This is a genomic window from Serratia marcescens, assembly GCF_029846115.1.
Taxonomy (GTDB): domain Bacteria; phylum Pseudomonadota; class Gammaproteobacteria; order Enterobacterales; family Enterobacteriaceae; genus Serratia; species Serratia marcescens_L.
On the sequence record NZ_JARVZZ010000001.1, the window covers coordinates 4566169 to 4590921 of the forward strand.

22 protein-coding genes, 6 tRNA genes and 1 other RNA gene are annotated in these 24753 nt (G+C 60.2%); 17 read left to right on the forward strand and 12 right to left on the reverse strand.

Going from position 1 to position 24753, the window contains the following annotated elements; all coding sequences use genetic code 11:
* Position 1 precedes the first annotated feature (1 nt).
* Positions 2 to 76: a membrane protein YpdK gene (gene ypdK, locus QDT79_RS21805; RefSeq protein WP_099782600.1), complete on the forward strand. Its 75-nt coding sequence runs from the start codon at positions 2 to 4 to the stop codon at positions 74 to 76.
* Positions 77 to 142: 66 nt separating this feature from the next.
* Here the strand turns inward: ypdK and QDT79_RS21810 are convergent, their stop codons facing one another.
* The 3 genes from QDT79_RS21810 to QDT79_RS21820 all read right to left on the reverse strand — a co-directional run bounded on the left by QDT79_RS21810 (position 143) and on the right by QDT79_RS21820 (position 2665).
* Entirely contained in the window at positions 143 to 667 is a 525-nt protein-coding gene (locus tag QDT79_RS21810) for a cytochrome b (protein ID WP_308317059.1), read from the reverse strand.
* 109 nt (positions 668 to 776) lie between these two features.
* A complete protein-coding gene (gene alaC / locus QDT79_RS21815; RefSeq protein ID WP_033648107.1) occupies positions 777 to 2006 on the reverse strand; it encodes an alanine transaminase in 1230 nt (409 codons plus the stop codon).
* A gap of 119 nt (positions 2007 to 2125) precedes the next feature.
* Positions 2126 to 2665, reverse strand: a complete 540-nt coding sequence (locus QDT79_RS21820) for a GNAT family N-acetyltransferase (RefSeq protein ID WP_130017803.1) — start codon at positions 2663 to 2665, stop codon at positions 2126 to 2128.
* A gap of 168 nt (positions 2666 to 2833) precedes the next feature.
* Between QDT79_RS21820 and QDT79_RS21825 the strand changes: the two genes are divergently transcribed.
* The 3 genes from QDT79_RS21825 (at position 2834) to QDT79_RS21835 (ending at position 6600) form a co-directional block, all read left to right on the forward strand.
* Positions 2834 to 4078, forward strand: a complete 1245-nt coding sequence (locus tag QDT79_RS21825; RefSeq protein WP_130017802.1) for a DUF1479 domain-containing protein — start codon at positions 2834 to 2836, stop codon at positions 4076 to 4078.
* 99 nt (positions 4079 to 4177) lie between these two features.
* A complete protein-coding gene (locus QDT79_RS21830; RefSeq protein WP_308317197.1) occupies positions 4178 to 5869 on the forward strand; it encodes a LytS/YhcK type 5TM receptor domain-containing protein in 1692 nt (563 codons plus the stop codon).
* Positions 5866 to 6600 carry a LytR/AlgR family response regulator transcription factor gene (locus QDT79_RS21835; RefSeq protein ID WP_063988923.1) on the forward strand — a complete coding sequence of 245 codons (735 nt, stop codon included), beginning with the start codon at positions 5866 to 5868 and terminating at the stop codon, positions 6598 to 6600. Before QDT79_RS21830 ends, QDT79_RS21835 begins: the two co-directional genes overlap by 4 nt.
* A 4-nt stretch (positions 6601 to 6604) precedes the next feature.
* Here the strand turns inward: QDT79_RS21835 and QDT79_RS21840 are convergent, their stop codons facing one another.
* Complete coding sequence (locus QDT79_RS21840) at positions 6605 to 6937, reverse strand: DUF2502 domain-containing protein (RefSeq protein ID WP_308317060.1); 333 nt, start codon at positions 6935 to 6937, stop codon at positions 6605 to 6607.
* A gap of 397 nt (positions 6938 to 7334) precedes the next feature.
* On the opposite strand from QDT79_RS21840, the gene QDT79_RS21845 reads away from it, so the two are divergent.
* The gene (locus QDT79_RS21845; RefSeq protein ID WP_063988921.1) at positions 7335 to 8564 is read left to right on the forward strand and encodes an L-lactate MFS transporter; all 1230 of its coding nucleotides are present in this window, start codon (positions 7335 to 7337) and stop codon (positions 8562 to 8564) included.
* Positions 8565 to 8633: 69 nt separating this feature from the next.
* On the opposite strand, the gene glk is transcribed toward QDT79_RS21845, so the two are convergent.
* Entirely contained in the window at positions 8634 to 9596 is a 963-nt protein-coding gene (gene glk, locus QDT79_RS21850; RefSeq protein ID WP_308317061.1) for a glucokinase, read from the reverse strand.
* Between the two features lie 310 nt (positions 9597 to 9906).
* On the opposite strand from glk, the gene QDT79_RS21855 reads away from it, so the two are divergent.
* Positions 9907 to 11154 carry an ion channel protein gene (locus QDT79_RS21855; RefSeq protein WP_063988919.1) on the forward strand — a complete coding sequence of 416 codons (1248 nt, stop codon included), beginning with the start codon at positions 9907 to 9909 and terminating at the stop codon, positions 11152 to 11154.
* Here QDT79_RS21855 and QDT79_RS21860 read toward each other — a convergent pair.
* The gene (locus QDT79_RS21860) at positions 11151 to 11843 is read right to left on the reverse strand and encodes an aspartate/glutamate racemase family protein (RefSeq protein WP_063988918.1); all 693 of its coding nucleotides are present in this window, start codon (positions 11841 to 11843) and stop codon (positions 11151 to 11153) included. The two genes, QDT79_RS21855 and QDT79_RS21860, sit on opposite strands and share 4 nt — an antisense overlap.
* A 66-nt stretch (positions 11844 to 11909) precedes the next feature.
* Complete coding sequence (locus tag QDT79_RS21865) at positions 11910 to 12362, reverse strand: multidrug/biocide efflux PACE transporter (protein WP_063988917.1); 453 nt, start codon at positions 12360 to 12362, stop codon at positions 11910 to 11912.
* A 99-nt stretch (positions 12363 to 12461) separates the two neighbouring features.
* Between QDT79_RS21865 and QDT79_RS21870 the strand changes: the two genes are divergently transcribed.
* Entirely contained in the window at positions 12462 to 13331 is an 870-nt protein-coding gene (locus QDT79_RS21870) for a LysR family transcriptional regulator (RefSeq protein WP_044030749.1), read from the forward strand.
* Here QDT79_RS21870 and QDT79_RS21875 read toward each other — a convergent pair.
* Entirely contained in the window at positions 13328 to 14989 is a 1662-nt protein-coding gene (locus QDT79_RS21875; protein WP_308317062.1) for an alpha-keto acid decarboxylase family protein, read from the reverse strand. The genes QDT79_RS21870 and QDT79_RS21875 overlap by 4 nt on opposite strands.
* A 189-nt stretch (positions 14990 to 15178) precedes the next feature.
* Here QDT79_RS21875 and mgrA point away from each other — a divergent pair, with 189 nt between their 5' ends.
* Both mgrA and QDT79_RS21885 read left to right on the forward strand, forming a co-directional pair.
* Positions 15179 to 16168 (forward strand): L-glyceraldehyde 3-phosphate reductase, encoded by a 990-nt coding sequence (gene mgrA, locus QDT79_RS21880; protein ID WP_063988915.1) that lies wholly within the window; start codon positions 15179 to 15181, stop codon positions 16166 to 16168.
* 224 nt (positions 16169 to 16392) lie between these two features.
* Entirely contained in the window at positions 16393 to 16803 is a 411-nt protein-coding gene (locus tag QDT79_RS21885; protein WP_025303761.1) for a DUF2502 domain-containing protein, read from the forward strand.
* A gap of 40 nt (positions 16804 to 16843) precedes the next feature.
* Here QDT79_RS21885 and QDT79_RS21890 read toward each other — a convergent pair whose 3' ends face one another.
* Positions 16844 to 18079, reverse strand: a complete 1236-nt coding sequence (locus QDT79_RS21890; RefSeq protein ID WP_308317063.1) for an Nramp family divalent metal transporter — start codon at positions 18077 to 18079, stop codon at positions 16844 to 16846.
* 377 nt (positions 18080 to 18456) lie between these two features.
* Between QDT79_RS21890 and QDT79_RS21895 the strand changes: the two genes are divergently transcribed.
* Positions 18457 to 19644, forward strand: coding sequence for a NupC/NupG family nucleoside CNT transporter (locus QDT79_RS21895; protein WP_004936373.1), 1188 nt, complete (start codon positions 18457 to 18459; stop codon positions 19642 to 19644).
* A 117-nt stretch (positions 19645 to 19761) separates the two neighbouring features.
* Here QDT79_RS21895 and QDT79_RS21900 read toward each other — a convergent pair.
* A tRNA-Ala gene (locus QDT79_RS21900) sits at positions 19762 to 19837 on the reverse strand.
* A 60-nt stretch (positions 19838 to 19897) separates the two neighbouring features.
* A tRNA-Ala gene (locus QDT79_RS21905) sits at positions 19898 to 19973 on the reverse strand.
* Positions 19974 to 20281: 308 nt separating this feature from the next.
* Here QDT79_RS21905 and QDT79_RS21910 point away from each other — a divergent pair.
* Complete coding sequence (locus tag QDT79_RS21910; RefSeq protein WP_041036155.1) at positions 20282 to 21067, forward strand: formate/nitrite transporter family protein; 786 nt, start codon at positions 20282 to 20284, stop codon at positions 21065 to 21067.
* Between the two features lie 68 nt (positions 21068 to 21135).
* Here the strand turns inward: QDT79_RS21910 and gltX are convergent, their stop codons facing one another.
* Positions 21136 to 22551, reverse strand: coding sequence for a glutamate--tRNA ligase (gene gltX, locus QDT79_RS21915; protein ID WP_063988913.1), 1416 nt, complete (start codon positions 22549 to 22551; stop codon positions 21136 to 21138).
* A gap of 294 nt (positions 22552 to 22845) precedes the next feature.
* Here gltX and QDT79_RS21920 point away from each other — a divergent pair.
* The 6 genes from QDT79_RS21920 (at position 22846) to fepB (ending at position 24636) form a co-directional block, all read left to right on the forward strand.
* Positions 22846 to 22921 (forward strand) — tRNA-Val (locus tag QDT79_RS21920).
* A 29-nt stretch (positions 22922 to 22950) separates the two neighbouring features.
* A tRNA-Val gene (locus QDT79_RS21925) sits at positions 22951 to 23026 on the forward strand.
* Positions 23027 to 23064: 38 nt separating this feature from the next.
* A tRNA-Val gene (locus QDT79_RS21930) sits at positions 23065 to 23140 on the forward strand.
* 7 nt (positions 23141 to 23147) lie between these two features.
* Positions 23148 to 23223: transfer RNA gene (locus QDT79_RS21935), tRNA-Lys, on the forward strand.
* A gap of 74 nt (positions 23224 to 23297) precedes the next feature.
* Positions 23298 to 23421: non-coding RNA, RtT sRNA (locus QDT79_RS21940), on the forward strand.
* A 207-nt stretch (positions 23422 to 23628) separates the two neighbouring features.
* Positions 23629 to 24636: a Fe2+-enterobactin ABC transporter substrate-binding protein gene (gene fepB / locus QDT79_RS21945; RefSeq protein WP_107227572.1), complete on the forward strand. Its 1008-nt coding sequence runs from the start codon at positions 23629 to 23631 to the stop codon at positions 24634 to 24636.
* Positions 24637 to 24753: the final 117 nt, after the last annotated feature.

Consider the following 24753-nt stretch of genomic DNA (forward strand, 5'->3'; position numbering starts at 1 on the left):
AGTGAAATATTTTTTGATGGGCGTGTCATTCATGCTGGTTGCCTGGGTTGGCACCTTCATGTTGATGGTTGCCTGACAGCAGCCTGACCAGGAACACAGCCAAAGGGACGCGCAAGCGTCCCTTTGGCGTTTCGGCTAGCGATCATTTGCCCGGCATCATGCGGCGCAGGGTGTCGTCCTTGCGCAGATAGTGGTGATACAGCGCCGCCAGCGCATGCGCGCCAATGATAAAGTAGCCAACGTTTGCCAGCGTCTCATGAACCGTTTTGACCAGCCGGCGCATCACCGGATCCGGCGTCACCCACTGCGGCACCGGCCAGCCCAGCAAAGACCACGATTTGCCGCCATAGGCCAGGGTTAACATGCCCAGCAGCGGCAACATCAGGAAGACCACGTACAGCAGCCAATGGAAAATCTTGGCGCCTACCTCCTGCCATTCTTCCAGCGGGGGCGTGGTCGGCGGCGTCGCGTGGAAAGAACGCACCGCCAACCGAATTAGCATCAAGACAAAGACCGATACCCCAAAATTAAAGTGCAAATTTTTGACCATCGGCACCCACGCCTCCGGCACCGAATCCTTCAGCAACATCGCCGAATAAGTGAGGATCACCATCAGCAAAGTCAGCCAATGTAAAACGATCTGCGATCGCGCGTAGCGGTTGCTCATACACTCTGTCCAAAAATAAAACCCAGCGTAGTCGAGCATAATGGGGAAATAATGAAGAAAACCTTGGGACGGCAAAAATAAGGCCGGGCGAACGCCCGGCCTGACAGGATTATTTGGCGCTGCCCGCCTTGCCCGGCTTCAGCAGCCCATCCGCGCGGAACATCGCCTTGATGCCGCGCACCGCCTGGCGGATACGGTCCTGGTTCTCGATCAGCGCGAAGCGCACGTGGGTATCGCCGTAGTCACCGAAGCCGATGCCCGGCGAGACGCAGACCTTGGCTTCCGCCAGCAGGCGCTTGGCGAACTCCAGCGAACCGAGGTGGGCATAAGGCTCGGGAATTTTAGCCCACACGTACATCGACGCCTTCGGGTTTTCCACCATCCAGCCGGCCTCATGCAGCCCCTTCACCAACACGTTGCGGCGCTGCCGATACTGCTCGGCGATATCGCGCACGCACTGCTGATCGCCTTCCAGCGCGGCGATGGCCGCCACCTGCAGCGGCGTAAAGGTGCCGTAGTCGTGATAGCTCTTGATGCGCGCCAGCGCGCTGACCAATTCGGGGTTGCCGACCATGAACCCGATGCGCCAACCGGCCATGTTGTAACTTTTCGACAGGGTGAAGAACTCCACCGCAATGTCTTTTGCCCCCGGCACCTGCATGATCGACGGCGCTTGCCAGCCGTCATAGACGATATCGGCATAGGCCAGATCGTGGATCACCAGCACGTTGTACTGCTTGGCCAGCGCCACCACCCGCTCGAAGAAATCCAGCTCCACGCACTGCGCGGTCGGGTTGGACGGGAAGCCGAGGATCATCATTTTCGGACGCGGAATGGTTTCCCGAATGGCACGCTCCAGCTCACCGAAGAAATCCACGCCGTCCACCAGCGGCACCGAACGCACCTGAGCGCCGGCGATCACCGCGCCGTAAATGTGGATCGGATAGCTGGGGTTCGGCACCAGTACGGTATCGCCGTGATCGAGGGTCGCCAGCATCAGGTGTGCCAGCCCCTCTTTCGAACCGATAGTGACGATGGCTTCGCTTTCCGGATCGATATCCACCTGATAACGATCGGCATACCAGCGCGAAATGGCGCGGCGCAGGCGCGGAATGCCGCGCGAGGTGGAATAACCGTGGGTGTCGTCGCGCTGGGCGACGGCGCACAGTTTTTCCACGATGTGCGGCGGCGTCGGGCCGTCGGGGTTACCCATGCTGAAGTCGATAATATCCTCGCCGCGACGGCGTGCGGCCATCTTCAGTTCGGCGGTGATGTTGAATACGTAAGGGGGAAGACGTTCAATGCGCGTAAAACGGCGCTGTGGACTGTTATCAGCCATAGGGGATTCCTCGATAGACGTTAGCGCCCGGACCGTCCGAGCGACGCTGGCCAGCGAACTGACCGAATATCGAACATAGCGCAGCGCCGACGAGCTTGTCGATACCCGGCGCGATATTTTTATTTGCCGCCCTGAAACTCCGCCGCCAGCAGCCCGAACAGCCAGTCGTCGCACCACTGCCCCGCCAGACGGAAGTTATCGCGCAGCGTGCCTTCCAGCTGAAAGCCGCACGACTCCAGCAGGCCGCGCGAGGCGAGATTGCCCGCGGTCACGGTGGCGGTCAGCTTGTGAAAGCCGCAGGCGTTCACCGCAAAATCCAGCACCGCCCGCAGCGACTCCTTGCCATAGCCCTTGCCCTGCCCGGCAGGCAAGCTCCCGTATCCCACTTCCGCCTGCCGATACGGCACCCACTGCGGGCGAAAACCGGTAATGCCCACCGCCTCTCCGCTGTGCTTCTCACGCATCACCAGGCACAGCCACTGCTCGCCGTGTTTGTCCCAGGCCGGCAGCCGCTCCTCGAACCGGGCGCGGATCTCCGCTTCGCTGCGCGGATCGGAGATGTAACGGATCACCTCGGGATCTTGGTACAGGCGCAGAAACAGCGGCCAATCCTCGGCGGTTATCGACTGTAAGTGCAGACGTTCAGTGACCAGCTTCATAAAATCTCCGAAAAACGAAAAAGAGGAACTTACGAATGAAAGATATCTCTTTATTTTCCCTGATTGGTTGCCGATAATCATTCACGTTAAAACCACAAAACCATAACGTCTTGCCCGATTCCCTACAACCGCTCGCCGCAGTCACTCACGCGGCACGAGGAGAACACCATGGCCTCTTTAGTCATCGACGATATTCCGCAGACGATCGCTAACGTCAAACGCCAGCTGCGCCAGGCATTGCCGAACTACCGCGACGTGTTTCTGGCGCTGGAAGAGAACATCCGCGGCCAGGTCGAACAGATCCGCCGCGAGCTGGCCGCCGGCCACAATCCGGTGCCGCAGATCGACGCGGAAGATATCCTGCAGCAGCGCGTCAACGAGCAGCAGATAGCGCTGATCAAACAGCGCGGTGCCTGCGCCATTCGCGGCGTGTTTCCCCGCGCCAAGGCCGAGGGCTGGAACCGGGAAATCGGCGACTACCTTGAGCGCAACAACTTCGTCGAGCGGTTGAAAAATGCCGCCGAAGACAACTATTTCGGTAAGCTGGCTGCAAGCAAACCGCAGATCTACGGCATCTATTGGTCGAAACCGCAGGTCGAAGCGCGGCAGGACGCGCGCATGCATGCGGTGCAGGTGTTTCTCAACAGCCTGTGGGCTACCGAGAGCAACGGCAAACAGCATTTCGATCCGACCCGCGTCGCCACCTACGCCGATCGCACCCGCCGCCGCCCGCCAAACTCCTCGTCGCTGGGCCTGTCGCCGCACGTCGACAGCGGCACCATCGAGCGCTGGCTGGACGAAAACTTCCGCTATGTGTATCGCCACGTTTTCTCCGGCGACTGGCAGCAGTACGACCCCTTCGCCGCCGACGGCCGCACCGAGGTGCGCGAGATAGCCTCCCCGGCGGTCTGCTCGATGTTCCGCACCTTCCAGGGCTGGACGGCGCTGACGCCGCAGCGCACCAACGCCGGCACGCTGAACCTGGTGCCGATCGCCAACGCCATGGCCTATGTGCTGCTGCGCGCGCTGCAGGACGACGTCGCCGACGACGATCTGTGCGATGCGGCGCCGGGCCGCGCGCTGTCGATATCGGAAAAATGGCATCCCCTTTTGTTAAGTGGGATTTCCCCTATTCCCGATCTGGAGCCGGGCGACACGGTCTTTTGGCACTGCGACGTGATCCACGCGGTGGAGAACGAGCATAACGGCGAGTTCGACAGCAACGTGATGTACATCGCCGCCGCGCCGGGCTGCGAGAAAAACGATGCCTATCTGCAGCGCCAGCTGCCGAGCTTTATCGACGGCAGAACGCCGCCGGACTTCGCCCCCGACGACTTCGAGGTGGATTTCGACGGCCGCGCCACCGCCGGCCTGCTGACGCCGCTGGGCAAAACGCAGCTCGGCATGGGCTGATCCCCCGCCCGTGGCGCACGCCACGGGCCCCTTTCGCTGTGGTATACTGCCGCCATCCGTAGGCCGCAGCGAGAACCCGTCGTGCACCCTTTTTTTGAAATGCTGTTGGCGGTGTTTGATCGCGCCGCGCTGATGTTGATCTGTCTGTTTTTCCTGACCCGCACCCGGCTGTTCCGCCAATTGCTGCAAAAAGAAGACCATACGCCGCTCGAGCTCGGCATCGTCACGGCGATCTTCTCGCTGTTCGCGCTGTTCAGCACCTACTCCGGCATCAACGTCGAAGGGTCTCTGGTTAACGTGCGCGTCATTGCCATCATGGCCGGCGGTATCCTGTTCGGCCCCTGGGTGGGAATCGTCACCGGCATCGTCGCCGGGCTGCACCGCTATCTGATCGACATCGGCGGCATCACCTCGGTGCCTTGTCTTATCACCAGCATCATCGCCGGCATCAGCGCCGGTTACATCAACCTCAAGGTGAAAAAAGAGCAGCGCTGGCGCGCCGGCATCGTCGGCGGCATGCTGTGCGAATCCCTCACCATGCTGCTGATCGTGCTGTGGGCCAAGCCGACCGAGCTCGGGCTGGACATCGTGTCGCAGATCGCCCTGCCGATGATCCTCGGCACGGTGTGCATCGGCCTGATCGTGCTGCTGGTACAGAGCGTCGAGGATGAAAAAGAGGTGATCGCCGCGCGCCAGGCCAAGCTGGCGCTGGATATCGCCCACAAGACGCTGCCCTATTTCCGCAACATCAACAGCGAATCGCTGGCCACCATCTGCGATATCATCCGCCAGGACATCCGTGCCGACGCGGTGGCGATCACCGATACCCATCAGGTGCTGGCTTACGTGGGCGTAGGGCGCGAAGCTTACCCGATCGGCCGCGAAGGGCTGAGCCGCGTCACCCGCGAAAGCATTCGCCACGGCAAAATCATCATCAAGAACAACCTGGAAAACCCGGCCGCGCCGCAGATCCACTCGCAGCTGGTGGTGCCGCTGTGGGAAAAAGGCGAAGTGACCGGCGCGCTGAAAATCTACTACTGCCACGCTCACCAGATCACCAACACGCTGAAGGTGATGGCGGTCGGGCTGTCGCAGATCATCTCCACGCAGATGGAGGTTTCCCGCATCGAGCACCTGCGCCAGATGGCGGACAAGGCCGAAATGCGCGCGCTGCAGAGCAAGATTAACCCGCACTTCCTGTTCAACGCGCTGAACGCCATCTCTTCCTCTATTCGCCTGAATCCGGACACCGCGCGCCAGTTGATCATTAACCTGTCGCGCTACCTGCGCTACAACCTGGAGCTGAACGACGAACTGATCGATATCCGCAAGGAGCTGCATCAGATTCAGGACTATATCGCCATCGAACAGGCACGCTTCGGTGCCAAGCTGACGGTGATTTACGACATCGATGACGACGTCTCGGTGCGTATTCCCAGCCTGCTGATCCAGCCGCTGGTGGAGAACGCCATCGTGCACGGCATCCAGCCCTGCAAGGGGAAAGGGGTGGTGGTGATCGCGGTGAAAGATCAGGGCGACCGAGTGAAGATTTCGGTAAAGGATACCGGTAACGGCATCAACCAGGACATCATCGACCGGGTGGCACGCAACGAAATGCCAGGCCACAATATCGGCCTGCTCAACGTGCATCACCGCGTGTCGCTGCTGTACGGTGAAGGGCTGCATATCCGCCGCCTGGAGCCGGGCACCGAAATCGCGTTCTACATCAGCAAAAACGGCGGCAAGCTGCATCAGGAACCGAGCGCGCCACCGGTCGGGGAGGCCTCATGAAAGCCATCATCGTGGAAGACGAATTCCTCGCGCAGGAAGAACTCAGCTACCTGATCAAGAAACACAGCAATATCGATATCGTCGCCACCTTCGAGGACGGCCTCGACGTCCTGAAATACCTGCAAACCCACCAGGTCGACGCCATTTTCCTCGACATCAACATCCCGTCGCTGGACGGCGTGCTGCTGGCGCAAAACATCAGCAAGTTCGCGCATCGCCCGTCGATCGTGTTCATCACCGCCTATAAAGAGCACGCGGTGGAAGCGTTCGAGATCGAGGCGTTCGACTACATCCTCAAGCCCTATCACGAGGCGCGCATCGTCACCATGCTGCAAAAGCTGGAGGCGCTGCATCATCGCCCCGCCGGCGCGGCGGAACCGACCAGCGCGCCGGGCCGCGGCAGCCACAGCATCAACCTGATCAAAGACGAGCGGATCATCGTTACCGACATCAACGACATCTACTACGCCGCCGCCGATGAAAAGGTGACGCGGGTCTATACCCGTCGGGAAGAGTTCGTGATGCCGATGAACATCACCGAGTTTTACAGCCGGCTGCCGGAAGCGCATTTCTTCCGCTGCCACCGCTCCTACTGCGTTAACCTGGCGAAGATCCGCGAGATCGTGCCCTGGTTCAACAATACCTACATTCTGCGGCTGAGCGATCTTGAGTTTGAAGTGCCGGTCAGCCGCAGCAAGGTGAAAGAGTTTCGCAAGCTGATGCGCCTGTAAGCGCTTACCAGCGCGGGCCCGGACGGTAGTAATAGCCGGGCGGCGGCGGTGGCAGCATACGGTAATGCGGCCGATCTCGCCAGTCACGCCGCGGCGGCCCGTAGTAAATTACCCGTGGCGGCGGGCCATAATAGTACCCGCGCGGGCGTTCATACCGCTGATGATCGGCCCACCAGCGCGGATCGCGCCAACGATAGCCGTCCCAGTAGTGGCCACGATTATCGCGATCGCCGATATGCAACGACAGGCCCGGCACGTTCACGCCGATGGACACGTCGGCCTGGCTCGCCAGCGGCAGCGCCAGCAGCGCGGCCAGTAACAACAGCGTTTTTTTCATTTCATGGACTCCTGCAGAGCGGACCTCGTCCGATCGCAGATAACATAGTCCCGCGCTTGCCGCCGCTCTATAGGCGCAATGCCGATTTACGCCTTTCAGACGCATCCTTCACAATTTCACCACAATCGTTCACCGGCAGTTAACAATAAATCGTTGATATCTTTGATGTAGATCACGTGCTACCCCCGGCATTTCACGCGCTTTTCGGCGCTAAAACGGCAACTCACGCCGTATAACATGCATTTCATTCCTTCCGTCGTGCAACTCATTCCCGATCCGCCGCCCGCCGGGGGTGCCGGCCATATAATAAGCCCATACCGCGGGAACACAGCTTCACCCCGCAAATTTCAGCCAGCGGCTCACGCCCGGCAACGCACACACAGGAAGGAGACCGGCCATGAACACCAAACCGGCAAATCGCAGCTTAATCGTTCTCGGCACCATCATCTGTCAGATGGGTCTGGGCACCATCTACACCTGGAGCCTGTTCAACCAGCCGCTGGTCGACAAGTTCCACTGGGGGCTGGCGGACGTCGCCACCACCTTCTCCATCACCAGTTTCTTCCTGGCCTTCGCCACGCTGTTCGCCGGCAAGCTGCAAGAGCGCTTCGGCATCCGCAACCTGACGCTGTGTTCCGGCATTCTGGTCGGCCTGGGCCTTATCGCCAGCGCCCACGTCAGCTCGCTCGACATGATCTACCTGCTGGCCGGCGTGGTGGTGGGCTTTGCGGTCGGTATCGCCTACATCTCCACCCTGTCCAACCTGATTAAGTGGTTCCCGGCCAACAAAGGCCTGATTTCCGGCATCTCCGTCGGCGCCTTCGGCAGCGGCAGCCTGCTGTTCAAATACGTCAACGCCGCCCTGATCGCCGACGTCGGCGTTTCCGGCGCCTTCTTCTACTGGGGCGCCATCGTGATGGGCCTGATCGTCGTCGGCTCCCTGTTGCTGAAAGAGCCGGTGCTGGCGACCAATGCCGCACAGCAAGGCGCCAACGGGCTGGGCAACGACTACAGTGTGCGTCAGATGCTGGCCACCAAAGAAGCCTATCTGCTGTTCACCATCTTCTTCGCTGCCTGCATGAGCGGCCTGTACCTGATTGGCATCGTGAAAGACATGGGCGTTCAGCTGGCCGGGATGGATTTGGCCACTGCCGCCAACACCGTGTCCGCCGTCGCCATCTTCAACACCGCCGGCCGCATCATCCTGGGCACGCTGTCCGATAAAGTGGGCCGTATGCGCGTCATCAGCTTCACCATGCTGGTTACCGTGCTGGCGATTGTCGCGCTGAGCTTCATGACCCTGAACCACACGCTGTTCTTCATCTGCGTCGGCGCGGTGGCCTTCTGCTTCGGCGGCAACATCACCGTGTTCCCGGCGATTGTCGGCGACTTCTTCGGCCTGAAGAACCACAGCAAGAACTACGGCATCATCTACCAGGGCTTCGGCCTGGGTGCGCTGGCCGGTTCGTTCGTCGCCAAATACTTCGGCGGCTTCCACGCCACCTTCATGGTGATTGGCGTTCTGTCCGCCGCCTCTCTGCTGATTACGCTGTTCATCAAAGCGCCGAAAGCGGTAGAAACGGAAACAGCGGAAACCGCCCAGACGGCGGAGCTGGCCAAAGCCTGATACCCCGCGAAAACGACAAGGGGCGCAACCTGTGGGTTGCGCCCCTTTTTTATTGCCCCGCTCCTGAGCTTACAGGTGCATGCCCAGCGTCTGGCGCAGATGCGCACCGGCACCCAGCAGGCCCGGCTGGCCGTGCGTTATCATGAACACCGGGATTTCGCGCACATAATCGCGGAAGCGCCCCTTGTCTTCGAAAGCGGCGCGGAAACCCGAGGCCTTGAAGAATTCCATAAAGCGCGGCACGATGCCGCCGGCGATGTACACGCCGCCGAAGGTGCCCAGATTCAGCGCCAGGTTGCCACCGAAGCGCCCCATGATCACGCAAAACAGCGACAGCGCGCGGCGGCAGTCGATGCAGCTGTCTGCCAGCGCCCGCTCGGTGATGTCCTTCGGCTCCCATTTTTCCGGCAGGCGGTTATCCGCCTTGACGATGGCGCGATACAGGTTGACCAGGCCAGGCCCGGACAGCACGCGCTCGGCGGAAACGTGCCCCACTTCCGCGCGCAGCACCTCCAGAATGATGTCTTCTTCTTCGCTGTTCGGCGCGAAATCGACATGGCCGCCCTCGCCCGGCAGGCTGACCCAGCGGCGACCGACGTGCACCAGGTGGGCAACGCCCAGCCCAGTGCCGGCGCCGTACACCGCGATCGGCTTGCCCGGTTGCGCATCGCCGCCGCCAAACTGCAACACGTCGTCCGACGAGAGCATCGGGATCGCCATCGAGACGGCGGTGAAATCGTTGATCACTTCCAGATGGCTCAGCCCCAGGCTGGCCTTCATCGCTTGGATCGAGAACGCCCAGCTGTGGTTGGTCATCGCCACCCAGTCTTCCGTCACCGGGCAGGCAATTGCGATACAGGCGTCCTGCACCTCGATATCGCACGCTTTCAGGTAGTGGCGGATCACCGCCTCCAGGCTGTCGAACTCCAGGCCGGAATAGGTTTTCGCCTGGGTAATTTCACCCGTCGCAACAGTGCACAACGCCAGGCGGGCATTGGTGCCGCCAACATCACCCACGAGGGCATAGGTCATTGATTTCGTCTCCGCAAAATGAAAAATAAAAAGCTGCCCACACTGTAAAATCCTGCTGCAAAAACAACAATCACCCGCCTCGGATCTGCACCCCAATAGCGATCCGGATCACAAAAAACGTTTCAGCTGGCCTGCGACGCCGCGATTTGAAACAAATTGCGGCAAAAAACGCCCCCCGACAACTGTTAACCGTCATCGGCGCCGGGCAATATCAATGCGTGCCTGCACGCCGATAGTCTGGCAAGCTGTGGCCACTGCCCAACCACCCGCTCTCCCAGCCCTGCCGGGAGGCATCGACAAAGGATTATCCATGCTGCATCCGCGCGCCAATGCCATGTTGGCCTTTGCTTTGCCTGCGCTGATTATCGGTTCCGCCTCCAGTCTGGTGCTGCTGCTGGTGATGAAAGTCGCCGCCGCGCTGCAGCAATGGCTGTGGGTAACGCTGCCCGATGCGCTGAGCCTGGACGCCCAGTCGCCCTGGTGGTCGGTCGCGATGCTGACGCTGACCGGCGTGGCGGTCGGCCTTATCGTGCGCTATATGCCGGGCCACGCCGGGCCGGACCCGGCGACGGAATCGCTGATCGGTATGCCGCTGCCGCTCTCCGCCCTGCCGGGGCTGGGGTTGGCGCTGATCGTCGGCCTGGCCGGCGGCGTCAGCCTGGGGCCGGAGAACCCAATCACCGCCATCAATATCGCGCTGGTAGCGGCCGCCGGTGCGCGCCTGCTGCCGAAGGTGCCGCGCATGGACTGGATCATCCTGGCGGCTGCGGGCACCATCGGCGCGATGTTCGGCACGCCGGTCGCCGCCGCGCTGATCTTCTCGCAAACCCTGGCAGGCAATAACGAAACGCCGTTGTGGGATCGGCTGTTCGCCCCGCTGGTCGCCGCAGCCGCCGGCGCAGTCACCACCCAGATGTTCTTCGTGCCCAATTTCGCCCTGCAGCTCGACGCCTATGACGTGACGCGGCTGCCGGACATCTTCAGCGGCGCCATCGTAGCGCTGATCGCCATCGCGCTCGGCATGGTGGCGCTGTGGTGCTTCCCGCACGTTCACCGCCTGTTCCATTCGATGAAGAATCCGGTGTTGATGTTAGGGCTGGGTGGCTTTGTGCTAGGCCTGCTGGCGCTGGTGGGCGGAGAGATTACCCTGTTTAAAGGGCTGGATGAGATGAAGCGCCTCGCGGCAGACGACGGCTATTCCGTGCCGGCGCTGTTGACCATTACCCTGACCAAGCTGGCGGCGCTGGTGATCGCCGCCGCCAGCGGCTTTCGCGGCGGGCGCATCTTCCCGGCGGTGTTCGTCGGCGTGGCGCTGGGGCTGATGCTGCACCAGCACGTTCCCGCAGTGCCGGCGGCGATCACCGTCTCCTGCGCCATCATGGGGCTGGTGCTGGTGGTCACGCGCGACGGCTGGCTCAGCCTGTTCATGGCGGTGGCGGTGGTGCCGGATCTGCACCTGCTGCCGGTGCTGTGCATCGTGATGCTGCCCGCCTGGCTGGCGCTGGCGGGCAAACCGCTGATGCTGGTGAATCGCCGGCAGCCGCCGCACGACGATTAGGCCAACGCGAACGCCGCGGCGGCGCGGGCGTGGATCGCGGTGGTGTCGAACACCGGCACCGACGCATCCCGCTCGCTCACCAGCAAGCCTATTTCGGTGCAGCCGAAAATAATCCCCTGCGCGCCCTGCTGCTCCAAATCGCTGATGATCCGGCGATACTCGTCGCGCGAGGCGTCGCGAATTTTACCCAGGCACAGTTCGTCATAGATGATGCGGTGTACGATGTCGCGATCGGCGCTGACCGGCGTCACCACGTCGATGCCGTGCAATTCCTGCAGGCGGCCGCGATAGAAGGTCTGCTCCATGGTAAAGCGTGTGCCCAGCAGCCCGACGCGGCGTATGTTTTTTTCCCGCACCTGCAGCGCCGTGGCATCGGCGATGTGAATCAGCGGCAGGCCGCTGGCCTGCTCGACCGCCTCCGCCACCTTGTGCATGGTGTTGGTGCAGATCACGATAGCTTCGGCGCCGGCGGCGCGCAAAGCCACCGCGGCGGCGGCCAGCAATCGGCCGGCACCGTCCCAATCGCCCTGGTGCTGCAAGCGTTCAACCTCTTGAAAATCGACGCTGTAGAGCACGATTTTGGCCGAATGCAGCCCACCGAGGCGCACCTTTACCTGTTCGTTGATGGTGCGGTAATAAGGAATGGTGGATTCCCAGCTCATGCCACCCAGCAAGCCCAACACTTTCATCATTCGTTCCTCAGCATTTCCGACGATCCTCTGACCTTACCTGAGAATCGCCGGGCTGACGACGCCTTATTTGGCGCCGGAATTGATCGGCTGGCGCGCTTCGAACCAGCGCTGGCGCAGCGTGTCGTACAGCCAGTTATAGGCCATGGTGTACGGCAGGAAAAACAGGAAGAAACCGATTTCCAGCATAAACGCCTGCGTCCAGGAGATGCTCAGCATCCAGGCGGCGATCGGCACGCCGATCAGGATAAAACCGGCTTCAAAGCCGACGGCGTGCAGCGCACGTACTTTCAGGTTACGCACCACCCGGCTGACCGGCCACAGGCGGTCGAACACCGTGTTGTAAACCATGTTCCACAACATAGCGACGGTGGAGAGCATCACCGCCAACGCACCGACCTGCACCATTGAGCGGTTCAGCAGCCACGCGCCCAGCGGGGCGCAAACCATCACGGCGATGGCCTCGAAACCGACGGCGTGGACGATACGTTCAATGAGAGACTTGTTTTGCAGTTGCATACATCACCTTTTTTTCGACAGTTGTTGCGAAAGCCTGGTGATTATCATCGCTTTTTTGGGTAGATTAAAAATAGATTCCATCGATAAAGTAGATAGGTTATGCACTATTCCCCGGAAGCGCTGCACGCATTTGTCGAAGCCGCCGCCCTCGGCTCGTTTTCCGCCGCCGCGCGCAAGCTGCGCAAAAGCCAATCCACCATCAGCACCGCCATCGCCAATCTGGAGGCCGACCTGGCGCTGACGCTGTTCGATCGCGGCGCGCGCCAGCCGGTGCTCACCGCCGCCGGCCGCAAGGTACTGGGGCATGTGCAGGCGATCCTCGCGGCCAGCGAACGGCTCGATGCCCTGAGCATTCAGCTGGCGGGCGAGGTTGAACCCCGCCTGAGCATGGTGTTTTCCGATACCTACCAGCCCAAGCATCACGATCGGTTGATGCAGCTGTTCGAACAGCGCTACCCGGAGATTGAGCTGGAATGGATGATCGCCGAGGAAGGCGACGTTATCGATCTGCTGCAAAGCGGCCGCGCGCATTTGGGCATGGTGGAAGTGCAAAAAAGTTATCCGCCGGATATCGCTTTCTCCCGCTTGCCGGAACAGACCGAAATGGGGCTATTCGTCGCCCATCAGCATCCCCTGGCGCAGGTCGCCGCGCCGACGCCGGAGCAGTTGTCCAGCACCCGTCAGCTGATCCTGAATACCTACACTGGCGCCGAGGCGGCCAGACAGGGTGGCCTGGTCTGGTCGGCGCCCAGCTATCTGCTGTTGCTAGAGATGGCGGAACAAGGATTCGGTTGGGCGGTGTTGCCGCACTGGCTGGTGCAGCAATACGGCCACGGCAGGCTCACCCAGCTGCGGCCGCGCGGCTGGCCAAAACTGATTTCGGTGGATGCGGTATGGTCCAAACTGACCCCGCCGGGCCCGGCGGGGTTCTGGATGCTGGAGCGCCTGCTGGGCGATACCCTGCCTTAAGCGGCGGCGTTGCGCGCCTGAATGGCGCGTGAGACGGTATCGAGCAGTTCCGGCATGTCCATCTTCGGCAGCATCACTTCGATGAAGGCCAGCCGATCGTCGTCCGCTACCTCGCGCAGCGCCTGGCGCAATCCGTCCGGTTCGCTGACCCGCAATGCCCTCACCGGCCGCTCGCCCGCCAACGCCGACGGCAACTGCGTCCAGTTCCAGCGCGCGATGTCGTTATAACGTTGCTCCGGCCCGTGGATGGCGCGCTCGACGGTATATCCCTGATTGTTCAACACGAAGATCACCGGTTTAAGCCCGTCGCGCAGTATCGAGCCCAGTTCCTGCACGGTCAGCTGCGCGGCGCCGTCGCCGATCAGCAATACTGCCCGGCGCAGCGGTTCGGCAGTCTGCACGCCGAACGTCGCCGGCAGGGTATAGCCGATCGACCCCCAGAGCGACTGCACGATCAGGCGGCAACCGCGCGGTAACGTCAGCGCCGCCGCGCCGAAACAGGCGGTGCCCTGATCGGCCAGCACGATATCCCCGGGCCGCAGGAAATCCTGCATCTGCCGCCAGAAGGCGTGCTGATCCAACCCTTTCCCATCGCCTTCCGGCAGCGCCGGGCGGACGATCGGCGGCAACGGCCAACGCGACGCCATCGACAGGCTCAGGCGATGCAGCGCCTGCACCGCCTCGCGCATCGGAATGCGGCAAAAGCGCTGCCGCCCGACCCAGGCTTCGAACGGTTGAATGTCGATGCATTTTTCCACCGGCAGATGATGCGTGAAACCGGCGGTAATGGTGTCGGTCAAACGCACGCCGACGTTGATCACCACATCGGCGTTTTCGATAAGCTGTTTCACCGCCGGATCGCTGGCGCCGCCGCAGTAAGTCCCGACAAAGCCGGCGCGGTTCTCATCCAGCACGCCTTTGCCGAGCAGCAGCGTAGCGTGCGGAATGTCGACCTCCTGCAGCCACTCGTCCAGCGCCGCTTCGGCGCCGAAGCGATCGGCCAGGAAGTCCGCCAGCAGCGATACTCGCCGCGCCGACAGCAGCTTTTCGCGCGCCGCGGCGATAAACGCCTGCAATGCGCTCTGCGACAGTTTGGCCTGACGCAGCATCAGCGGCGCCGGTTTACTCGGCAGCGGCGCTTGTGCGACGTCGCTGGGCAACATCAGGTAAACCGGGCGATGTTCCAGCAAAGCAACGCCGATCAGGCGGTCTATCTCCATCGCGGCGTTGTCGGCGGTCAGGTCGGCCTGCGCGACGGTCACCTCTTTGGCTATCCGGGCGAAGTGGGTGAAGTCGCCATCCCCCAGCGAATGGTGCAGTAAATCACCGGCGCGCTGGGCGCGCAGTGCCGGCGTGCCGACCACGTGGATCACCGGCAGGTATTCGGCGTAGCTGCCGGCCACCCCGTTCAACGCACTCAGCTCCCCCACGCCAAAGGTGGTGAGCAGCGCGGCCGCCGGTTTGCAGCGCGCATAGCCGTCGGCGGCGTAGGCGGCGTTCAATTCGTTGGCGCAGCCTACCCAGGTGATTTGCGGATGAGCGAGGACGTGATCGAGAAATTGCAGGTTGTAATCCCCCGGCACACCGAAGAAATGACGGATGCCGATTTGGGCCAGACGATCGAGCAGATAATCGGCCACCGTATAGATCTGAGTCATGATCATCACCTGTCTGCAGCTGGAGCGATTATCTTTAAGTATCGAAGATGCCGCTCAAATTTCGAACAATCATTCCTGCCTCGATCGGCAACCTGGCGTTACATGCCGGCGCTGTGATCGCTCCCCCGGCAGCGCGGTGTGAAAACGTATACACTCAGAGCACTTCACCTCTCGCCGACAAGGATAACTATGTCCTACCAAGCCTCCCCCTCGCGTTATCAAGATATGGAATACCGGCGCTGCGGCCGCAGCGGGCTGAAGCTGCCCGCCGTCTCACTCGGGCTGTGGCACAACTTCGGCGACGCCACGCTGTACGACAACGCCCGCGCTCTGATCCGCTGCGCCTTCGATCGCGGCATTACCCATTTCGATCTGGCCAACAACTACGGCCCGCCGCCCGGCGCCGCCGAGGAGAACTTTGGCCGCATACTCAACGCCGATCTGCGGGCCTGGCGTGATGAGCTGATCATCTCATCCAAAGCCGGTTACACCATGTGGCCCGGCCCCTACGGCGATTGGGGCTCGAAAAAGTACCTGGTCGCCAGCCTCGATCAGAGCCTGAAGCGCATGGGGCTGGACTATGTGGATATCTTTTATCACCACCGGCCGGATCCGGACACGCCGCTGGAAGAAACCATGGCGGCGCTGGATCTGCTGGTGCGCCAGGGCAAAGCGTTGTACGTCGGCCTGTCCAATTACCCGGCCGAGCGCGCACGGCAGGCGTTCGACATTCTGCAGCGGCTCGGCACGCCGTGCGTGATCCACCAACCCAAGTATTCGATGTTGGAACGCACGCCGGAGGTGGGATTGCTGGATACATTGGCGGAGCATGGCGTTGGATCGATCGCCTTCTCGCCGCTGGCGGGCGGGTTGCTGACCGACCGCTACCTGCACGGCATTCCGCAAGATTCCCGCGCCGCTAGCGGCAGCCGCTTCCTGCAGCCGGAACAACTGACCGCCGAGCGGCTGGACAAGGTGCGCCGCCTCGATGCGCTGGCGCGGCAACGCGGGCAGAAGCTGTCGCAGATGGCGCTGGCCTGGGTGCTGCGCGGCGATCGCGTTACCTCTGTGTTGATCGGCGCCAGCAAGGATGCGCAGATAGAAGACGCGGTAGGCATGCTGGCCAATCGTCATTTCAGTGAAGAAGAGCTCGCGCAGATCGAGCAAATCCTACTGTAATCGTTTACAAATACCGCCGCTCAATCGAGCGGCGATACTCCAGAAAAATCTCAAATCTTGGTCTTCGTCGCCGTTTTCAGAATGGCTCTCAGATTCAACCCTATGCGCCAGCGCTATGATGCCGATATTGCAGCAAAAATAACGATAAGGCCGCTTTTTTAAACTGATGAACGCGCTTCATAAAGTGACAAACGGCCAGGCCGCGCAAGCGGAAAGGAGAAGTCATGTTTAAACCTCTGCTCTTGGCCGCCATCTTGGCGGCGACGGTACTGCCCGCCGCACAGCAAGCACACGCCGAAGGGATCAGCATCGATCTGATGCCGGGCGTTTCACTGCGCATCGGCGATCAGGACAATCGCGGCCGTTACTGGGACGGTTACGACTGGCGCGATCGCGACTGGTGGCAGGGTCATCAGGGGCGCTATCTCGGCGACCGCAGCCGTCGCGGTTACTACTGGGACGGCTATCGCTGGCGCGACCGCGACTACTGGCGCAAACACTATTACTATCATGAAGGGCGCTATCGTAAATACGACAAGCATTACGATAAGCACCATTGGAAGAAAGAGAAAAAGCACCACCACGATCATGACCGCGATCGCTGGCGCCGCCACGGCGATGACGACCGCGATTAACGGCGACGGGCCGGCACCATGCCGGCCCGCGTTTTTTTTCCTACAGCACGCTACCGATCAGCAGATAGCCGTTCAATCCCACCACCACCAGCACGATCAGCTTGCCCAGGTTTTGCACCACTGGGCCGTTGACCATTTCCCCCATCAGCGCCCGATTGCCGGTGAAAGCCAGCAGCGGCACCAGCGCCAGCGCAATGCCGAAGCTGAGCAGCACCTGGCTTAGCACCAGAATGCGCGTCGCGTCCATCCCCAGCATGATGACGATAAACGATGGCAGCATGGTCACCGCGCGCCGCAGCCACAGCGGAATATGGAAATGCACGAACCCCTGCATAACCACCTGCCCCGCCAGCGTGCCCACCACGGTGGAAGAGAGGCCGGCGGCCACCAGGCTCAGGCCGAACACGGTGGCAGCGGCTTGCCCGAGCAGCGGTTGCAGCGTCAGGTAAGCCACGTCGAGATCGGCGATGCCGCTGTGGCCGCTGAAATGAAACGCGGCAGCGGCGGTGGCCATCATCGCCAGGTTGACGAAACCGGCAACGGTCATGGCCACGGCGACGTCGACCTTGGTGGCGGCATAGCGCTCCGCCTTGTCGTGCTCGCCGCCGATTTGGGTGAGCGACGAATGCAGGTAGATCACGTGCGGCATGATGGTGGCGCCCAATACCCCGGCGGCCAGAAATACCGCATCGCCGTTAGGCAGATCGGGCAGCGCCATGCCCTTCAGCAGCGGCGCGAGCTGCGGCTGGGAGAATGCCAACTCGACGATATAAGCGGCGGCGACGAACAGCAGCAGGCCGCCAATCACCCGCTCCAGCGGCTTTTGACCGCGTTTTTGCAGCATCAAAATTAAAAAGGTGGCGATACCGGTCAGCACCGCGCCCTGCAACAGGGACACGCCGAGCAGCAGCTTGAAGCCGATCGCCGCACCGATAAATTCGGCCAGATCGGTCGCCATGGCGATGATCTCCGCCTGCACCCAATAGGCCCACACCGCCGGCCGCGGAAAGCGATCGCGAATATGCTCGGCCAGGTTTTTTCCGGTGGCGATGCCCAGCTTGGCGGACAACAGTTGGATCAGCATCGCCATCACGTTGGCCCAGACGACCACCCACAGCAGGCTGTAGCCGAACGAGGCGCCGGCCTGGATGTTGGTGGCGAAGTTACCGGGATCGATATAGCCGATAGCGGCGATGAAGGCGGGCCCCATCAGCGAGAGTTTGATTTTTCTGGCGGAGCGCCCGGAGGTGGTTTCAACCACGCGACTGTTCAGCATATGTTGAACCCTTACTGAAATTACGTTTATCTCCACTCTATATAAATGATAATAATTATCAAGCGCATTTAGAGCGGTAAAACTTATCTCTGTAATAGCCAACATTAACGGTTTTATCGAAGGGTTCAGCGCTGAGCTTACCGATTTCCGTGCTTTTCTGATGAGATTTTGGCTGCAATACCCCTGAAAGACAGGTTAGCACAAGAATACGAATTTCCTATTGCTGCTTTAACGTCTTGATTTTTTATGCTTTTGCGTAACACTTTAGGAGAACTCCCGCTATGATTTTCCATATTTGCAATAGAAGTCTCGTTTTTAAACGTAGCGTTACATAAAATGACAGCCGAAATTCAGCCTGCCTCAAATTTGGAGCAAACATGTCCCATATTGCGCACTTTGCGTTGGCGATAGTGGTGGTGGCGATCCTGGCCCTGTTGGTGTGCCGCGATCGTAAAAGCATCCGCATTCGCTATGTTATTCAACTACTGGTTATCGAAGTACTGCTGGCCTACTTTTTCCTGCATTCGGAAGCGGGTTTGGGCTTCGTAAAAGGATTTGCCGCGCTGTTTGACAAACTGCTCGGGTTTGCGGGACAAGGGACTGATTTCGTATTCGGCGGCATGGGCGACAAAGGCCTGGCGTTCTTCTTCCTGAAGGTGCTGTGCCCGATCGTCTTCATTTCGGCGCTGATCGGTATTCTGCAGTACATCAAGGTGCTGCCGTTCATCATCCGCATTATCGGTACCGTGCTGTCGAAAGTGAACGGCATGGGCAAGCTGGAGTCGTTCAACGCCGTCAGCTCGCTGATCCTGGGCCAATCCGAAAACTTCATCGCCTACAAGGATATCCTGGGCAAGATGTCGGAAAAGCGCATGTACACCATGGCGGCGACCGCGATGTCTACGGTTTCCATGTCCATCGTCGGCGCCTACATGACCATGCTGGACGCCAAGTTCGTGGTGGCGGCGCTGGTATTGAACATGTTCAGCACCTTTATCGTGCTGTCGCTGGTCAACCCGTACGACACCAATAAAGAAGAAGAGCTGCACCTCGGCAACCTGCATGAAGGCCAGAGCTTCTTCGAAATGCTGGGTGAATATATCCTGGCCGGCTTCAAAGTAGCGATTATCGTTGCCGCGATGCTGATCGGCTTCATCGCCCTGATCGCCGCGCTCAACGGTGTGTTCAGCGCCATCTTCGGCCTGAGTTTCCAGGAAATCCTCGGCTACTTCTTCTATCCGTTCGCCTGGATTATGGGGATTCCTAAACACGAAGCCCTGCAGGTTGGCAGCATCATGGCCACCAAGCTGGTTTCCAACGAGTTCGTGGCAATGATGGAGCTGCAGAAAGTGTCTGCCGAGCTGTCGCCGCGCAGCCTGGGGATCCTGTCGGTGTTCCTGGTGTCCTTCGCCAACTTCTCCTCCATCGGCATCGTGGCCGGTGCGATCAAGGGCTTGAACGAACACCAGGGCAACGTGGTGTCGCGCTTTGGCCTGAAGCTGGTGTACGGCTCTACGCTGGTCAGCATCCTGTCCGCTTCCATCGCGGGTCTGGTACTGGGCTAAGCCTCGAACCGACTGCGATAACAAGGCGCCTGCGGGCGCCTTTTTTGTTGGCTGGCATTCGGCGAAGATGAAAAAAGAAAAGCAAAAAGCCGACCCTAAGGTCGGCTTTTCAAATGGTGGTGGAGCTAGACGGGATCGAACCGTCGACCTCTTGCATGCCATGCAAGCGCTCTCCCAGCTGAGCTATAGCCCCACAAAAGTGGTACGCTTTGACCGGCGTTACGGTATTCCCCAACCTCTCTGAGAAGAAGGTTGGTGGAGCTAGACGGGATCGAACCGTCGACCTCTTGCATGCCATGCAAGCGCTCTCCCAGCTGAGCTATAGCCCCATTCCACAATCACTTTGTGCTGTGAACGGGGCGCATAATATGAAACCCACTCAAAGCTGTCAACGGCTAAATTGAATTACTGAATCAAGCGTTGAAAAAGCCGCCAAATCAGCATGTTTGGCACCAAAAAATCATCACTTTGCGCAGAGTTCATCCATTTTGCGTGCTACATCTCAAAATGGCAAAAGACCCTGCATATCACGTTGATTTTTAATTAACGGAATGTTAGCGAAATGCGCTTGAGTCGGACTCCCGAGCGGCATAGACTGCCCGCGCCATAAACTTCATTACTATAAACCGAGTCCGTCATGTCTTTGCATTCACCAAAAGAAATCGCCGCCCTCGCCGTTCAGGCCGGGGTAAACAAAAGCCGCGCCCCTCTCGCTAATCTGTTGATTCTGGGCTTTCTCGCCGGCGCCTTTATCGCCACCGGTTTTCTGCTGGATATTCACGTCATCGGCACCCTGCCGGCCGAATGGGGCTCTTTCGGCGCCCTGTTGGGTGCCGCGGTCTTTCCTATCGGTTTGATCCTGACTATTCTGGCCGGCGGCGAACTGCTGACCGGCAACATGATGACCTTGCCGATGGCCTGGTTTGCCCGCGAAATCCCCGCCATCGCCGTGCTGCGCAACTGGTTTTGGGTCACCCTGGCCAACCTGGCCGGCAGCCTGGCCGTCGCCTACTTCTTCGGTCATTTGCTGGGCCTGACCGAAGGCGCGTTCTTGCATAAGACGCTGGCGATCGCGCAGGCCAAAGTGGATGCAGACTTCCTGCACGCCTTCATTTCCGGCGTCGGCTGCAACTGGCTGGTGTGCCTGGCGGTGTGGTTAGCCTTCGCCAGCAAGGATGTGCCGGGCAAAGTGATCGGCATGTGGTTCCCGGTCATGGCTTTTGTCGCCATCGGCTTCCAGCACGTGGTGGCGAATATGTTCATCATCCCGGCGGCCATCTTTGCCGGCGGCATGGGCTGGGAGCAGTATTTACCCAATTTCGTCGCGGTATTTCTCGGCAACGCGCTGGGCGGCGCCGGTTTTGTCGGGCTGATGTATTTCCTCGCCTACCGCCCGGGTTTGCCGGCCGGCGAGCAAGCCTGACACACCGCCATGAAAAAAGCCCCGGGATCGCTCCACGGGGCTTTTTCATTTATGGCGTCTCAGCCAAATCAGGCTTGCGCTTCGCGCTCGGCGATGTAAGCCAGCGCCATGTCGATACGCTGCAGCGAACGCTTCTGGCCGATCGCATGCACGGTCACGTCCATGCCCGGCGACTGGCCGGCGCCGGTCACCGCGACGCGCAGCGGCATGCCGACTTTACCCATGCCGACGCCCAGCTCATCCGCCGTGCCCTGAATGGCGTCGTGCACATTTTCCGGCGTCCAGACGGTGATGGCGGCCAGCTTGGCGCGCACGGTTTCCAACGGCTGACGCGCCACCGGGCGCAGGTGCTTCTTGGCCGCGTCTGCGTCGAACTCGCTGAAGTCTTCGTAGAAGTAACGGCAAGACTCCGCCATCTCTTTCAGCGTCTTGCAACGCTCGCCCAGCAGCTTGACGAGGTCTTTCAGTTCCGGGCCGTTGCGGGTTTCAAGGCCCAGTTGCTCAACGTGCCATGCCAGATGCACCGCCACTTCTTCCGCCGGCATATGGTTGATGTAGTGGTGGTTCAGCCACTGCAGCTTCTCGGTGTTGAACGCGCTGGCGGATTTGTTGATCGCTTCCAGCGTGAAGAACTCTTTCATCTCATCGATGGAGAAGATCTCCTGATCGCCGTGGGACCAGCCCAGACGCACCAGGTAGTTCAGCAGCGCCTGCGGCAGATAGCCGTCGTCGCGGTACTGCATAACGCCCACCGCGCCGTGACGCTTGGACAGCTTTTTGCCGTCGTCGCCGAGGATCATCGACACGTGCGCGTATTCCGGCACCGGCGCGCCCAGCGCTTTGAGAATGTTGATCTGGCGCGGGGTGTTGTTGATGTGGTCTTCGCCGCGGATCACATGGGTGATTTCCATGTCCCAGTCATCGACGACGACGCAGAAGTTATAGGTTGGCGAACCGTCGGTGCGGCGGATGATCAGATCGTCCAGCTCCTGGTTGCTGAATTCGATCGGGCCGCGAATTTTGTCGTCGAAGATCACCGAGCCTTCCTGCGGGTTGCGGAAGCGCACCACGTGCGGCTCGTCGTCGGTGTGGCTGCACTGGCTGTCGCGGCAGTGGCCGTCGTAACGCGGCTTCTCGCCGTTTTCCATCTGCTTCTCGCGCAGCGCTTCCAGACGTTCCTTGGAGCAATAGCATTTATAGGCCGTGCCCTGCTCCAGCATCTCGTCGATGACCGCGTTGTAACGATCGAAACGCTTGGTCTGGAAATACGGGCCTTCATCCCAATCCAGGTTCAACCAGTTCATGCCATCCATAATTGCGTCGATCGCGTCCTGGGTAGAGCGTTCCAAATCGGTATCTTCGATACGCAGAACGAACTCACCGCCCGCATGGCGGCTGAACAACCAAGAGTAAAGTGCGGTACGCGCGCCGCCGACGTGAAGATAGCCGGTCGGGCTCGGTGCAAAACGGGTTTTGATTTTCATTGGGTTCACTGCCTTATTACGCAACGCGTGTCGGCGGTTGCCGACGATTGCTCGGAATTGAAAAAAGAGTGGGCGACATTGTATCACCACGCGCTAATTCCTCAACGCCGACACGATATTGCGCCGGTCGATTTCGCCCGTTTTGCGGCGAGTTTCGCATAGCGTTGCGCAAAGAATCGGCGCCGTTGCCGATAATTATCGCGCCCTGCCTAAATTTGCGGCGAACGATTGAAATCATTTTAAAAACCGTTGACTCACTTTCAACTATCCCTATAATGCGACTCCAACAAGACGGGGCGATTAGCTCAGTTGGTAGAGCATCTCCTTTACACGGAGGGGGTCGGCGGTTCGAGCCCGTCATCGCCCACCATCTTGTTGAGAAAAAATGAGAACGAATGAGGGTGATTAGCTCAGTTGGTAGAGCATCTCCTTTACACGGAGGGGGTCGGCGGTTCGAGCCCGTCATCACCCACCATCATTCTCTCGTTTAGCAGTACCTGGAAGTCCTGAAGTGGGTGATTAGCTCAGTTGGTAGAGCATCTCCTTTACACGGAGGGGGTCGGCGGTTCGAGCCCGTCATCACCCACCACTTCTGCGGGTCGTTAGCTCAGTTGGTAGAGCAGTTGACTTTTAATCAATTGGTCGCAGGTTCGAATCCTGCACGACCCACCAATTCAGAAAAAAGCGCCTTTTGGCGCTTTTTTCGTTTCTGCGCCATCCGATTCTGACTTCATCTCTCGCCGGCATAGTTTACCGAGTCGTGCAGGATGAAGAACCGGAGAGGTTCGAGCATCGCGCAGCGATACGACAACGCGCAGCGTTGCCCGCAGGGTGAGGCCACTGGCCGAATCAATCCTGCACGACCCACCCATTCAGAAAAAAGCGCCTTTGGGCGCTTTTTTCGTTTCTGCCGCACTCACTTTCCCTTTCGCCTTATTCTCACTTTATTCGCCACGCGCTGAGATACGAATGGTTATCATTTTGGCGGCTTGAATGGTAAATTAGCGGGCATCCACCACGCAGCCAATCCGCCGCCGGATTGATACGCCTTAGTTCAAGGAAAGAAAGAGCCCGCTCATGACCCTATCCTTACGCCAGCTGTTCATTGCATTTATCGCCACTTCAAGCCTGCTGCTCAGCGGCTGCGGCCCGGACGACAAGAACGACGGGCAGAAACCGTCCCCCCCCGCTGCCGACAGCAGTTGGCCGCGCACCATCGACAGCGCCAAAGGGAAGTTCACGCTGGAAAAACCGCCGCAGCGCATCGTGTCCACCAGCGTCACCATCACCGGCACGCTGCTGGCGATCGACGCCCCGGTGGTCGCCAGCGCCGCTACCAGCCCAAATCCCCTGGTGGCCGATAAACAAGGCTTCTTTACCCAGTGGAGCGAGGTGGCCAAACAGCGCCACGTCGAACGGCTGTACCAGGTGGAGCCCAATGCCGAAGCCGTCGCCGCCGCCGCGCCCGACTTGATCGTCGTCGCCGCCACCGGCGGGGATTCGGCGCTGAAACTGTATGACCAGCTGTCCGCCATTGCGCCGACGCTGGTGCTCGATTATGGCGACAAGAGCTGGCAGCAGCTGGCCAGCGAGCTCGGCGAGATCACCGGCCATGAAGCCGGCGCCAAACAGGCGGAGGATCGTTTCGAACAGCGCGTGGAGCAAGTGAAGCAGGCGATCACGCTGCCGCCGCAGCCGACCACCCCGCTGGTGTATGCCGACAACGGCCGCGAGGCCATGCTGTGGACGCCGGGGTCCGCCCAGGGCAAGCTGCTGACCCAGCTCGGCTTCCAACTGGCTACCCCGCCGGAAAGCGCCAAAGGCAACGCCAGCATGGGTAAACGCCATGACATCATCCAGATCTCCGGCGAAAAAATGGCCGAAGGCCTGAACGGCAAAACGCTGATCCTGTTCGCCACCAATGAGCGCAAAGTGCAAGAGGTGCTGGCCAACCCGTTCCTCAAACATCTGGAACCGGTGGAACAGCGGCACGTCTACGCCGTCGGCAACGACACCTTCCGTCTCGATTACTACAGCGCCACCAACATGCTGAACCAAATCGAACGGCTGTTCAAAAAGCCCTGAACCACGCCGTCGGCAGGTCAGCCGCCTGCCGACGTTTGCCATAAACAGGGCAATCGTTCACATTCAATCAATTGAAATATCAATAGTTATTAACATCGTCAACGCACCTGCGCCACC

Coding starts and splice junctions, on each gene's coding strand:
- QDT79_RS21885 (WP_025303761.1), top strand. CDS start 16,393: ATGTTTAAACCTCTGCTCTTGGCCGCCATCTTGGCGGCGACGGTACTG.
- QDT79_RS21855 (WP_063988919.1), top strand. CDS start 9,907: ATGCTGCATCCGCGCGCCAATGCCATGTTGGCCTTTGCTTTGCCTGCG.
- gltX (WP_063988913.1), bottom strand. CDS start 22,551: ATGAAAATCAAAACCCGTTTTGCACCGAGCCCGACCGGCTATCTTCAC.
- QDT79_RS21825 (WP_130017802.1), top strand. CDS start 2,834: ATGGCCTCTTTAGTCATCGACGATATTCCGCAGACGATCGCTAACGTC.
- QDT79_RS21840 (WP_308317060.1), bottom strand. CDS start 6,937: ATGAAAAAAACGCTGTTGTTACTGGCCGCGCTGCTGGCGCTGCCGCTG.
- QDT79_RS21845 (WP_063988921.1), top strand. CDS start 7,335: ATGAACACCAAACCGGCAAATCGCAGCTTAATCGTTCTCGGCACCATC.
- QDT79_RS21870 (WP_044030749.1), top strand. CDS start 12,462: ATGCACTATTCCCCGGAAGCGCTGCACGCATTTGTCGAAGCCGCCGCC.
- QDT79_RS21890 (WP_308317063.1), bottom strand. CDS start 18,079: ATGCTGAACAGTCGCGTGGTTGAAACCACCTCCGGGCGCTCCGCCAGA.
- mgrA (WP_063988915.1), top strand. CDS start 15,179: ATGTCCTACCAAGCCTCCCCCTCGCGTTATCAAGATATGGAATACCGG.
- QDT79_RS21830 (WP_308317197.1), top strand. CDS start 4,178: ATGCTGTTGGCGGTGTTTGATCGCGCCGCGCTGATGTTGATCTGTCTG.
- QDT79_RS21820 (WP_130017803.1), bottom strand. CDS start 2,665: ATGAAGCTGGTCACTGAACGTCTGCACTTACAGTCGATAACCGCCGAG.
- QDT79_RS21910 (WP_041036155.1), top strand. CDS start 20,282: ATGTCTTTGCATTCACCAAAAGAAATCGCCGCCCTCGCCGTTCAGGCC.
- alaC (WP_033648107.1), bottom strand. CDS start 2,006: ATGGCTGATAACAGTCCACAGCGCCGTTTTACGCGCATTGAACGTCTT.
- QDT79_RS21865 (WP_063988917.1), bottom strand. CDS start 12,362: ATGCAACTGCAAAACAAGTCTCTCATTGAACGTATCGTCCACGCCGTC.
- QDT79_RS21895 (WP_004936373.1), top strand. CDS start 18,457: ATGTCCCATATTGCGCACTTTGCGTTGGCGATAGTGGTGGTGGCGATC.
- QDT79_RS21835 (WP_063988923.1), top strand. CDS start 5,866: ATGAAAGCCATCATCGTGGAAGACGAATTCCTCGCGCAGGAAGAACTC.
- QDT79_RS21810 (WP_308317059.1), bottom strand. CDS start 667: ATGAGCAACCGCTACGCGCGATCGCAGATCGTTTTACATTGGCTGACT.
- fepB (WP_107227572.1), top strand. CDS start 23,629: ATGACCCTATCCTTACGCCAGCTGTTCATTGCATTTATCGCCACTTCA.
- QDT79_RS21860 (WP_063988918.1), bottom strand. CDS start 11,843: ATGAAAGTGTTGGGCTTGCTGGGTGGCATGAGCTGGGAATCCACCATT.
- glk (WP_308317061.1), bottom strand. CDS start 9,596: ATGACCTATGCCCTCGTGGGTGATGTTGGCGGCACCAATGCCCGCCTG.
- QDT79_RS21875 (WP_308317062.1), bottom strand. CDS start 14,989: ATGACTCAGATCTATACGGTGGCCGATTATCTGCTCGATCGTCTGGCC.